The sequence below is a fragment of the Streptobacillus notomytis genome, from assembly GCF_001902585.1.
In the GTDB taxonomy this organism is placed as follows: Bacteria; Fusobacteriota; Fusobacteriia; order Fusobacteriales; family Leptotrichiaceae; genus Streptobacillus; species Streptobacillus notomytis.
Genome location: NZ_LKKV01000077.1, coordinates 1 through 11,055 on the forward strand (window position 1 = coordinate 1; position 11,055 = coordinate 11,055).

The window sequence follows — 11,055 nt, forward strand, 5'->3', positions numbered from 1 at the left end:
TTATTCAGCTATATCAGCAACAACTCCTGAGGCTACTGTTATTCCTCCCTCTCTTATTGAGAATCTTAATCCTTTAACTTAACTGTAAAATAATAAATAATTTGAGGAGGAATTATTTTGGATAACAAAAATAAAAGAATTTATCTTCAATCTTATGATAACAAATTATTAGATCAAACTTCTGCTAAAATAGTAGAAGTGGTAAAGAAAAATGGATCAAAAATTGCAGGACCAATGCCTTTACCAACTAAAACTAAAAAATATACAGTTTTAAGATCTGTACATGTTAATAAAGATTCAAGAGAACAATTTGAAATGAGAATACATAGAAGATTCATTGAAATTAAAGAATCAAACAATGATATTTTAACAGCTTTAAGCTCAATAAGCTTACCAGCAGGTGTTTCAATAGAAATAAAGCAATAGTGCTTTGATACAAGTTGGTAGGGCTTTAAGCTCTATCAACCAATATATTAAGGAGGAAAGAAATGATATTAGGTAAAAAAATTGGAATGACACAAATTTTTGAAAACGAAAAATTAATACCAGTTACTGTAATTGAAGCTGGACCAAACTTCGTAGTTCAAACTAAAACAGTAGAAAAAGAAGGTTACACTTCAATAACTTTAGCTTATGATGAAAAAAGAGAAAAATTAGTAAATAAACCAGAAATGGGTGTTTTCAAAAAAGCCGGAATCACAGCTAAAAAATTCTTAAAAGAATTTAAAGTAGAATCAGTTGAAGAATTTGCTTTAGGTCAAGAATTAAAAGTTGATGTATTAGAAGGTATTGAATTTGTTGATATTCAAGGAATCTCAAAAGGTAAAGGAACTGCTGGGGTTATGAAAAGACATAACTTTGGTGGAAATAGAGCTACACACGGGGTTTCAAGAAACCACAGACTTGGAGGATCAAATGCAGGAGGAGCTGCATCAAACTCAAATGTACCAAAAGGTAAGAAAATGGCTGGAAGATTAGGAAATGAAAATGTAACAGTTCAAAATCTAAGAGTTGTTAAGTTTGATGTAGAAAATAACTTACTATTAGTTAAAGGTGCAGTACCAGGTCCTAAAAATGGTTATTTAGTTATCAAGAAATCAGTAAAAAAATACTAATATAGAGAGAGGAGGCAAAGATGTCAGAATTTAATTTAAAAGTATATAATTTAAGTGGTGAAGAAAAAGGAATAGCTACTGTAAGTGGTGAAATCTTTGGATTAGAACCTAATAAATATGTAATGCATGAAGTATTAACAGCAGAACTTGCAGCATCACGTGCAGGAACTGCTTCAACAAAAACAAGAGGAGAAGTATCTGGAGGAGGAAGAAAACCTTTCAGACAAAAAGGAACAGGTCGTGCTAGACAAGGATCAACAAGAGCACCTCATATGGTAGGTGGAGGAGTTGTTCACGGACCAAAACCAAGAAATTATGATAAAAAAGTTAATAAAAAAGTTAGAAAATTAGCTTTAAAATCAGCATTAGCTGTTAGAATCCAAAATGGAGATGTAATTGTATTAGAAGACTACATGTTAGATACTCCTAAAACAAAAACATTTATTAATTTTACAGAAAAAGTTAATATGGTAGAAGATAAAAAATTATTTATAGTAAATGATTATTTAGAAGATGCTGATTGGAACTTATACTTATCAGTAAGAAATATAGAAAAAACTGAAATATTAGATCCAAGAGAATTATCAGTATATGCTTTATTAAAATTCAATAAAGTAATAATTACTAAAGAAGCTCTTGCAACTATCGAGGAGGTGCTTGGATAATGACAATTTTTGACGTAATCAAAAAACCTGTATTGAATACAGAAAAATCAAGAATTTTATTAAATTCAAATGAATATGTATTTATAGTAGATAGAAGAGCTAATAAATTACAAATAAAAGAAGCTGTAGAAAAATTATTCAATGTTAAAGTTTCAGGTGTTAATACTATTAACATGAAACCAACTACAGCTAGAGCTAGAATGACACTTTACAAAACACCAGCTTACAAAAAAGCTATTGTTAAATTAGTAGATGGTGAATCAATTAAAGCTTACGAAGTATAATAAATTAAGAAATGAACTGACCTTCTTTTTGGGGTCAGTTTATTTAAATTATATATTTTTTTAGGAGAGGTAAAATAATGAAGGAATCAAATTTTGATGGTGGTATTTTAGGATATTACGGAATTATTATTTTATGTGGATTATTATCTTTTTGTACACTATTTATTGGATTACCGTGGGCTATAGTTATATATCAAAAATGGGAAACAAAACATACTATTATTGATGGTAAAAGACTTATATTTGATGGAACAGGAATTCAATTATTTGGAAATTATATCAAATGGTGGTTTTTATCTTTAATTACATTTGGTATATATGGTTTATGGGTAAAAATTAAGATATTACAATGGATAGCAAAACATACACATTTTGAAGATTAAATTTAAATAAAAATATTAAATTATTAAAGCCTGCAAGAAGCAGGCTTTTTTTAATATACTCTAATGGAAATATATTTCCTTAATTAAATGGAAAAATTAGTAATTGAAAAAAAATAAAATGAGGGTATATTAATATTGAAAGGAAGAGGTTATGGAAAATGAACTTAGATTAATTTATAGAGTATTATTTGATGGTAGCTTTCATACATCTAGAGAACTATCAAATCATTTAAAAATGTCAGATAAGACTTGTAGAAAATATATAAAAGAATTATCTGAAATTTTAAAAAAACATAATATTAATATTGTTTCAAAAACTAGATTTGGATATAGATTAAGTGGAAATCTTTTAAAAGAAAATGAAATTTTTAGTTTAGATAATTCTAAAATACCCATAACTTCAGAAGAAAGACAAATATATCTTATTGATAGATTAACTTTAGAAGATGGATATATTAAATTAGAAGATATAGCTGAAAAAATATATATAAGTACGAAAACATTATCAAATGATATAAAGAAGATAGAAAATATAATTAAAACATATAATCTTGAATTTGAAAGAAAACCTTATTATGGATTAAAACTTGTAGGTGAAGAGTTAAATATTCGTAATTTTCTAATAGATATTTTAGAGAAAAGGCTTAATGAAAATAAGTTTTTTGATAAAAAGATTAAATATAGTATAAATGATATTGCTAAATATACCTACACCTTTCTTAAAGGGAAAAATGTTAAAATATCTGACATTTCTTTACAAAATTTAGTATCAGCTATATATGTAAGCTTTTATAGAATAGAATCAAATAAAAGAATAAAAAATATAGATATTGAAAAAAATGATTTGTTTTTAAGTAAAAGAGTTCATATTTTAGAATGTATGGAATGGATATATGAAAAATTGGGCTATAGTTTAAAATTAAATAGTAATGATTTAGACTATATCACCATACATTTTTTAACAAATGAAACTTTAACGTATAAGTTATTAAAAACAGAAGAAATTAATGAAGTAAATGATATTATACAAGAATTATTATACTACGTAAAACTCACTTTTAAAATTGACTTGTACAATGATGATGATTTATATAAAAACCTATATACACATATACTTGCATTATGTATAAGAATAAGATTTGGAATTAAAATTAAAAATCCTTTACTTGAAGATATTAAAAAAAATATGCCTCTTGAATACAATGTGGCTACATATGTTTGTAATTTGATATCTAAAAGGTTCTATAAAACAAGTTTATCTGATGCTGAAATTGGATTTATTGCAGTAATCTTACATATGAGTAAAGAAATTAATTTAAATATATCAAACAGGAAAAATATATTGATAGTTTGTCCAAGTGGAAGAGGAGTGTCAAAATTTTTAATTTATACTTATAGCAACCTATTTTATGAATACACTAATATTATCTCTTCTTGTGGAGTAAATGAATTATTAGATATGGACTTAGGAAATGTGGATATAATATTTTCATTAATTGACTTAGACATTAAAATAGATAAGCCAGTGTATAAGATAAATTACTTTTTAAATGATGAAGATATTTTAAAGATAAAAGGTATTTTAAAAGAAAATAATAATTATTTAAAAGAAATTATACCTAAATCACTTTTTAAGTATATAAATGATATAAAAAGTAAGGATGAGATTATAAAATTAATGTCTGATAAACTCATGAAAATACCTAATATGAATAATGATATTGAAGCTTTAATACATAAAAGGGAAAAACTTGGTATGACTGAAATTTCAAATGAGGTTGCAATACCACATCCAGTTGAAGTAATAGAAAAAGTAAATGTTATAGGAGTTTGTATTAGCAAAAATCCTATAAGGTGGATAAATAATGATGTAAATATAATTTTGTTTTTATGTTTAGATAATAAAAATAATAAGAATGAAAAGATATATGAAGCATTTACAAAAATAGTTGGAAATAAGGAGATAATAGATAATATTTTGCTAACACCAACTTATGATAATTTTATAAATATTTTGGAAAATATAGGAGGAAAATAGAAATGAGCTATGATGAATTAAGTGAATATGCTATGCAGATAATTGCAAATTCAGGAATGTCAAGATCAAGTTCTATGCAGGCAATACAATTTGCTAAAAAGGGTAATTTTGAAAAAGTTGAAGAATGTATGAAAGAGGCAGATAAATATTATTTAGAAGCACATGAAATTCAAACAAGTTTAATAGTTAAAGAAACTTCTAGTGAAGAAAAAATTATTTTAAATTTAATTATGGTACATGCACAAGATCATTTAACTATGGCACTACTTACTAAGGATTTGGCAAAGGAAATTATTGAATTGCATAAAAAATAGAAAGGATGATTAATATGTTAAAGATTTTATTAATTTGTACAGCAGGAATGTCTACAAGTTTTTTAGTAGAAAAAATGAAAAAAGAATCTGAAATGAGAAATTTAAAAACTGAAATTATTGCAATACCTGAGGCAAGCTCAGATGAGTTTGTAGGTAAAGTTGATGTAGTTTTACTTGGCCCACAAATTAAATATTTAGAAAATGATATTAAAGATAAATTTGGTAAAACACCAGTAGGTGTTATTAACATGATGGATTATGGAATGATGAAAGGTGATAAAGTTTTAGATTATTCACTATCAATGGTGGAAAAAAATTAAATATATAAGGAGAAACGCATGAAAAAATTTATGGATTTTATGGAAAATTATTTTGTTCCTATGGCAACAAAACTTTCTTCGCAAAAGCATTTAGTTGCTATTAGAGATTCATTTATTGCAATTTTACCAGTTACTATGGTTGGTTCTATTGCAGTATTACTTAATGTATTATTTAGAGATATTCCTAATGGATATGGATTTCCTAAAGTTGCAGAATTTTTATCACACCCTATTAAAATTAATGGTGTAGTGTGGTTTGGTTCACTTGCAATACTTTCTTTAGTATTCATTGTTGCATTAGGATATAATTTAGCTTCAGGGTATAAGGTAAATCTTCTTGCTGGTTCTTTAGTTGCACTTGCATCATTTATATTATTCTTACCACAGGAAGCAAAATTCATGACTGAAATAAATGGAACAATGCATGAAGTTTCATCATGGGGATTTTTAAACTTTAATCAGTACTTAGGTGCTACTGGTTTATTCCCTGCTATGATTATTGGATTTTTCTCAACAGTAATTTATAGTAAATTAATGATAAGAAAAATAACAATTAATTTACCAGATTCAGTACCACCAGCAGTTAATAAAGCATTTGCTTCTATAATACCTGGAGTAATAGCTATATATGCTTCAGCTACTTTATCATATTTTGTAACAACATTTACAGGACAATCATTAAATGATTTAATAGCTAGATATATTCAAACTCCATTATTAGGTCTTTCTCAAGGTGCATTTTCAGTAATATTACTTGCATTCTTAGTTCAACTTTTCTGGTTCTTTGGATTACATGGACATAATGTACTTGCTCCATTCCTTGATGGTATTTATCAACCTGCATTACTTGCTAATGCAGAACATATAGCTAAAGGTGGAACAGTTGATACTTTACCATACTTATGGACTAGAGGATCATTTGATGCTTATCTTCAAATGGGTGGTTCTGGAATTACTATAGCATTAATAATTGCAATTTTCTTATTCTCAAAAAGAGACGAACATAAAGCAGTTGCAAAACTTGGATTACCTATGGGAATTTTTAATATTAATGAACCAATGATTTTTGGTATGCCTATAGTTTTAAACCCACTATATTTAATTCCATTTTTGTCTGTTTCAACTATATGTGCAATCATTGCATATACAACAACAGTTTTAGGTATAATTCCACCAGTATTTGTTCAAGTTCCATGGATATTACCACCAGGTATTTATGCATTTTTTGCAACAGGTGGAAGTATAGCAGCAGCATTAGTTTCACTATTTAATGTATTTGTTGCATTTGTAATATGGACACCATTTGTTATTATAGCAAATAGAATAAAAGAAAATTAATATTAGGGGTGGATATCCACCCCAATTAAATAAAGGAGTAAGAAATGAAATCATGGCAACTATTTATAATCACTTTAGGTACTATAGCCATAGCAACATATCCTTTAAATAATCAATTAATTAATCTTCTAATGGGTTTAACATTGGTAGTTATAGGAGTAATATTTTTAATAAGAGGTAATAAAAAATGAGAATGGAACAGAAAATGAATGTATCTTCAAAAGAGTTTTATAATTTTTTAATTGAGAATATAAAAAATGAAATGAGAGTTACAGGAAAAATAAAAAAGGGAATGAAATTTAATGTAGAACTTAAAACTAAAACTAATCAAATAGCTAAAAGTACTGTAGAAATAATAAATTTAGTTGAAAATTCAAGATATACATTAAAATATATTTCAAGCTTAGGTGAAAATATTGTAGACTATCAAATTAATGAGTTAAATACAAATGAAATAGAGATAATATATGATGAAACATATATTACAGAATTTCGTATTAGAAAATATAATCATGTATTTATGGAAATTTTTTATTCTTTTTTCTTAAAAAGAAAGAAAAGAAAAATGTTAAAAGTAGTAGAAAATTATTTAATAAGCAAAAGAATGGAGGTTAAAAATGATTAAATTTCCAGAAAATTTTTATTGGGGTAGCTCTATAAGTGGAGAACAAAGTGAAGGAAGATTTAAAGGAGATGGGAAAGGTTTAACTACTTGGGATAAATTTTTTGAAATGGAACCATATAAGTTTCATAATGGTATAGGTCCTCAAATTACTTCAAGTATGTATAAATATTTTTTAGAAGATATTAAATTATTAAAAGCTACAGGGCATAATACTTTTAGAACTTCAATTTCTTGGGCAAGATTATTCCCAGATGGAGTTGGAGAAATTAATAAAGAAGCAGTTAAATTTTACAGGACCTATTTTTCTAGTTTAAAAGAAAATGAAATAGAGCCATTTGTAAATTTATCACATTTTGATATACCTCTTTCATTAGAAGAAAAATTTGGTGGATTTGCAAGTAAAGAAGTAGTTGATGCTTATGCTAGATATGCAAGAACTTGTTTTGAGTTATTTGGAGATATAGTTAAGACTTGGTTTACTTTTAATGAGCCTATAGTATCTGTAGAATGTGGCTATTTAAAACAATATCATTATCCGATGGAAGTTGCTCCTAAAAAAGCAGTACAGGTAGGGTATAATTTAGCGCTTGCTTCAGCTAAGGCAATTAAAGAGTTTAGAGAAATAATAAAAGATGGACAAATAGGAATAATATTAAATTTAACACCAGCTTATCCAAGAAGTAATCATCCAAGTGATTTAAAAGCAGCAAGGATAGCTGAATTATTTGCAAATAAAAGTTTTCTTGATACCTCTGTAAGAGGTAAATATGATTCTGAATTGATAGAACTAGTAAAAAAACATGATCTTTTACCAGAATATAGTAATGATGAATTAGAAATAATTAAAAATAATAAGGTGGATATATTAGGTATTAATTATTATCAACCATTAAGAGTTAAAGCAAGAGATTCTAAACCTAATGATGAAGCACCATTTATGCCAGAATATTATTATGAACATTTTATAATGCCTGGTAGAAGAATGAATCCTTATAGAGGTTGGGAAATCTATCCTAAAGGTTTGTATGATATAGCGTTAAATATAAAAGAAAATTATGGAAACATACCTTGGTTTGTTGCAGAAAATGGTATGGGAGTTGAAGGGGAAGAAAAGTATAAGATAGATAATATGATACATGATGATTATAGAATAGAGTTTTTTAAAGAACATTTAGAATGGTTACATAAAGGTATAAAAGAGGGATCAAATTGTAAAGGATATTTAGTTTGGACTGCAATAGATTGTTGGTCATGGTTAAATTCATATAAGAATAGATATGGTCTAATAGAACTTGATTTAAATACAAATAAGAGATATATAAAAAAATCAGGATACTGGTTTAATGAATTAAGTAAAAATAATGGATTTTGATATGGAAAATATTTCTATATAACAACTAAATATAGAATAAAAAAAAGTGGTTCTAGTAAAGTACATAAAAGTAGATATAATAAACTAAATTCTATGAATATACTTTTTGAGATAATAGATAATTTTAATATAAAATATAGTGAGAATCTTAATAAATTAAAATTTGTTGATGATGATGCAGAATATATGTTTAGTCATCTTGAAAATGATATATATAGGATTAGAAAACTATCTACTACTAGAAATGCTAATGTTATTTTTAGTATTAAATTGATTAAAGAACAGGAAGATAAAGATTTAAAAACTTTTATAGATGCTTTATAAATAAAAGTACCTAGATTTATGATTCTAGGTACTTTATTATATAATAGATACTCTATTAACCTTATTGTATTCATGATTTAGAGTATAACCTATTTGTTTTAATATAAGTTGTATGACATCAACTACAACTGAGTTTACTAATTGTTTATATGTTTGATTATTATTAGGATTTAATTTGAAATTATCAGGGGAGCCCGTTATTCTGGCACATTCTCTAGGGTGTAATCTTCTATTCCCTTTGGAGAATAAATTCTTTCTTATTGTCCACCTTTACCAACAGTTCCAACTTTTATTGTAGATGTAGAATTAAAATTAATATCAGCTTTTTCATTAAGAACTAAATCTTTGCGATTAACAATTAGATTGTCAACTTCTTTATCATTAAGTAGAAAATCTTAAATAAATCTATTTAACTTAAATGGTTTTGTAAATGTGAATATTTTTCTATCAACATTATTTTTAAAACATATCATATATATACGTTCACGGTTTTGAGGAATAACGTAATTAGTTGGATTAAGAACACTATATTGAAAGATATAACCTAGTTCAGTCATTGTTTTTTTACAATATTAAGTGTTTTTCTTCCATCATGCTTAGCAAAATTTTCAACATTATTTTCAAGAAATACTACCATAGGTTTCTTTTCCTTAATAATTCTTGCTACATCAAAAAATAAGGTTCCTCTACTATCCTAAAATCCTTTTTGTTTTCCACTTATAGAAAAAGCTTGACATGGAAATTCAGCACATAAAATATCATGATCTGGAATATTTTTTTCATTAACTTGAGGAATATCTCCAAAATTCATTCTATAAGTTTCTTGTGTATACTTAGCCCACTCGTTTGAATAAACACACTCTGCACCAAATGATTCTAAATCCACCAATTCTAGCAAATAAGTCTATAAATTTATATCCTTTTAATAATTTATCATCAACTTTAATCATATAAACCTCCACAGAATAGTATATTATTCTTATTATAGTATATATACTAAATTTTAATTGTAAATAGTTTTGTTAAAATAAGAAAATAGTGATATAAATAACATGAGAAAATTATTTTGTAAATAAATTTCACATTTAATTATTGACAAAATATTTTTTGGGGATATACTATAATCATATGCTTTAAAAAGTAAAAAGGAGATTAAAATGGTTAAAGGGAAGTATATGACCTGTTTATTTTTTTTAATATCTATTTTAGCAAATGCTAAAACAGTAGATGAAAAAATAAACGAAGATGTAGCAAATATAAATGAAATTGAATCTAAAATTAAATATGATAAGTCTTATCAAGATCCTAAAGATGAAGTTCATGTGGGAAATGATGAAAAAGCAAAGTTTGAATTTAATGAAGATTTTAAGATATCTAAAGATGCTAAAATATATTCAAAGGAAAAAGAAATCCCTAATAGTATAAAAGTTGTAAATAATGCAAATATTTCAATTGATAAAGGAACAGAACTTATTAAAATACCTGAAGATAAATATGGTTTAACAAGTTATTCAAATTTAATGTATATTGTAAATAATAAAAAAATTGAAAGTAATTTACAAGATATATATTTAAGCTCAAAATATGTATATTTTAAAAATTCAAAAAATGCAATTTTAAAAAATTCAGTGTCAGAAGATAAAAAATGGTATAACTCAAATTATATTTGGAGTGATGAATTAACAGTTTTAGATAATGCTGGGACAATTTATGGACATACTTTGTTACACAGTAGGATAAAGTTAAGTGTAATAAATAGGAAGACAGGAACAATAAATAATGCTTTATCTATGTTAGCACATGAAGGTGAATTAAATTTTAAAAATGAAGGAAAAATTATAGGTGAAAAAATTTATACAAAATATATGACAGAATCTATATTTGTAAATTCTGGTATGATAGATGTTAAGATGTTTGACTACAATCTTTCAGAATCTACTCAAAACAGTGAAGATAAAGGAACTTATTTTTTAAATACAAAAAGTGGTGTAATTAAATCAAAAGATATGTTTGTTACTGTAGAAAATTTAAATTTTCAAAATTTTGGTAATATAGAAGTTAAGGAAAGATTTGAGATTAGTACTGCATCTGGAAGAATAGATAATAATAATAGGATTAAAGGTAACATGGATATTACTCATTATGATTACTTAAAAAAAGTTTTAAAAGTTAATTTACAAAATGGGGTATTAGAAGGTGATTTAATCTTAAATAAAGAAAGTGATGGAAAAACAGTAGTTACAATAAAATCAATGGAAAATGTAACAGGAAATATGA

Annotated in this window: 14 protein-coding genes and 2 pseudogenes; 14 read left to right on the forward strand and 2 right to left on the reverse strand. The window is 25.8% G+C overall.

The genetic code is table 11. From position 1 onward, the window contains the following. Positions 1-117: 117 nt before the first annotated feature. The 13 genes from rpsJ (at position 118) to BUE91_RS03010 (ending at position 8,778) form a co-directional block, all read left to right on the forward strand. The gene (gene rpsJ, locus BUE91_RS02955; protein WP_073507904.1) at positions 118-426 is read left to right on the forward strand and encodes a 30S ribosomal protein S10; all 309 of its coding nucleotides are present in this window, start codon (positions 118-120) and stop codon (positions 424-426) included. A 62-nt stretch (positions 427-488) separates the two neighbouring features. Continuing rightward, positions 489-1,115 (forward strand): 50S ribosomal protein L3, encoded by a 627-nt coding sequence (gene rplC / locus BUE91_RS02960; RefSeq protein ID WP_066900867.1) that lies wholly within the window; start codon positions 489-491, stop codon positions 1,113-1,115. A gap of 20 nt (positions 1,116-1,135) precedes the next feature. Then, positions 1,136-1,780 (forward strand): 50S ribosomal protein L4, encoded by a 645-nt coding sequence (gene rplD / locus BUE91_RS02965; protein ID WP_073507905.1) that lies wholly within the window; start codon positions 1,136-1,138, stop codon positions 1,778-1,780. Continuing rightward, positions 1,780-2,064 (forward strand): 50S ribosomal protein L23, encoded by a 285-nt coding sequence (gene rplW, locus BUE91_RS02970; protein ID WP_066900863.1) that lies wholly within the window; start codon positions 1,780-1,782, stop codon positions 2,062-2,064. The genes rplD and rplW overlap by 1 nt, the downstream gene beginning before the upstream one ends. Positions 2,065-2,141: 77 nt before the next feature. Continuing rightward, the gene (locus BUE91_RS02975) at positions 2,142-2,447 is read left to right on the forward strand and encodes a DUF898 domain-containing protein (protein WP_241497072.1); all 306 of its coding nucleotides are present in this window, start codon (positions 2,142-2,144) and stop codon (positions 2,445-2,447) included. A gap of 151 nt (positions 2,448-2,598) precedes the next feature. Further along, positions 2,599-4,485, forward strand: a complete 1,887-nt coding sequence (locus tag BUE91_RS02980) for a BglG family transcription antiterminator (protein ID WP_073507906.1) — start codon at positions 2,599-2,601, stop codon at positions 4,483-4,485. 2 nt (positions 4,486-4,487) lie between these two features. Then, the gene (locus BUE91_RS02985; RefSeq protein WP_066900857.1) at positions 4,488-4,799 is read left to right on the forward strand and encodes a PTS sugar transporter subunit IIA; all 312 of its coding nucleotides are present in this window, start codon (positions 4,488-4,490) and stop codon (positions 4,797-4,799) included. 14 nt (positions 4,800-4,813) lie between these two features. After that, complete coding sequence (locus tag BUE91_RS02990) at positions 4,814-5,119, forward strand: PTS sugar transporter subunit IIB (protein WP_073507907.1); 306 nt, start codon at positions 4,814-4,816, stop codon at positions 5,117-5,119. A gap of 18 nt (positions 5,120-5,137) precedes the next feature. Continuing rightward, positions 5,138-6,457, forward strand: coding sequence for a PTS sugar transporter subunit IIC (locus tag BUE91_RS02995; protein ID WP_073507908.1), 1,320 nt, complete (start codon positions 5,138-5,140; stop codon positions 6,455-6,457). A gap of 44 nt (positions 6,458-6,501) precedes the next feature. Further along, positions 6,502-6,648: a hypothetical protein gene (locus BUE91_RS07105; RefSeq protein ID WP_180370673.1), complete on the forward strand. Its 147-nt coding sequence runs from the start codon at positions 6,502-6,504 to the stop codon at positions 6,646-6,648. Beyond that, positions 6,645-7,082, forward strand: a complete 438-nt coding sequence (locus BUE91_RS03000; RefSeq protein ID WP_066900853.1) for a DUF3284 domain-containing protein — start codon at positions 6,645-6,647, stop codon at positions 7,080-7,082. Before BUE91_RS07105 ends, BUE91_RS03000 begins: the two co-directional genes overlap by 4 nt. Next, on the forward strand, positions 7,075-8,454 hold the full coding sequence (locus tag BUE91_RS03005) for a glycoside hydrolase family 1 protein (RefSeq protein ID WP_073507909.1): 1,380 nt from the start codon (positions 7,075-7,077) through the stop codon (positions 8,452-8,454). The genes BUE91_RS03000 and BUE91_RS03005 overlap by 8 nt, the downstream gene beginning before the upstream one ends. Positions 8,455-8,547: 93 nt before the next feature. Next, a complete protein-coding gene (locus BUE91_RS03010) occupies positions 8,548-8,778 on the forward strand; it encodes a PDDEXK family nuclease (RefSeq protein WP_073507910.1) in 231 nt (76 codons plus the stop codon). A 36-nt stretch (positions 8,779-8,814) separates the two neighbouring features. Here the strand turns inward: BUE91_RS03010 and BUE91_RS07740 are convergent, their stop codons facing one another. Both BUE91_RS07740 and dcm read right to left on the reverse strand, forming a co-directional pair. After that, positions 8,815-9,039, reverse strand: a complete 225-nt coding sequence (locus tag BUE91_RS07740) for a DNA cytosine methyltransferase (RefSeq protein ID WP_219335358.1) — start codon at positions 9,037-9,039, stop codon at positions 8,815-8,817. Positions 9,040-9,173: 134 nt separating this feature from the next. Continuing rightward, positions 9,174-9,664 (reverse strand): annotated as a pseudogene (dcm, locus tag BUE91_RS07435) (DNA (cytosine-5-)-methyltransferase). A 271-nt stretch (positions 9,665-9,935) separates the two neighbouring features. Between dcm and BUE91_RS03020 the strand changes: the two are divergent. Further along, positions 9,936-11,055: pseudogene (locus tag BUE91_RS03020) on the forward strand (autotransporter domain-containing protein); the annotation flags it as partial.

Coding starts and splice junctions, on each gene's coding strand:
- rplC (WP_066900867.1), top strand. CDS start 489: ATGATATTAGGTAAAAAAATTGGAATGACACAAATTTTTGAAAACGAA.
- BUE91_RS03000 (WP_066900853.1), top strand. CDS start 6,645: ATGAGAATGGAACAGAAAATGAATGTATCTTCAAAAGAGTTTTATAAT.
- BUE91_RS02985 (WP_066900857.1), top strand. CDS start 4,488: ATGAGCTATGATGAATTAAGTGAATATGCTATGCAGATAATTGCAAAT.
- rplD (WP_073507905.1), top strand. CDS start 1,136: ATGTCAGAATTTAATTTAAAAGTATATAATTTAAGTGGTGAAGAAAAA.
- rplW (WP_066900863.1), top strand. CDS start 1,780: ATGACAATTTTTGACGTAATCAAAAAACCTGTATTGAATACAGAAAAA.
- BUE91_RS02975 (WP_241497072.1), top strand. CDS start 2,142: ATGAAGGAATCAAATTTTGATGGTGGTATTTTAGGATATTACGGAATT.
- BUE91_RS03005 (WP_073507909.1), top strand. CDS start 7,075: ATGATTAAATTTCCAGAAAATTTTTATTGGGGTAGCTCTATAAGTGGA.
- BUE91_RS07105 (WP_180370673.1), top strand. CDS start 6,502: ATGAAATCATGGCAACTATTTATAATCACTTTAGGTACTATAGCCATA.
- BUE91_RS03010 (WP_073507910.1), top strand. CDS start 8,548: ATGAATATACTTTTTGAGATAATAGATAATTTTAATATAAAATATAGT.
- BUE91_RS02990 (WP_073507907.1), top strand. CDS start 4,814: ATGTTAAAGATTTTATTAATTTGTACAGCAGGAATGTCTACAAGTTTT.
- BUE91_RS02995 (WP_073507908.1), top strand. CDS start 5,138: ATGAAAAAATTTATGGATTTTATGGAAAATTATTTTGTTCCTATGGCA.
- BUE91_RS02980 (WP_073507906.1), top strand. CDS start 2,599: ATGGAAAATGAACTTAGATTAATTTATAGAGTATTATTTGATGGTAGC.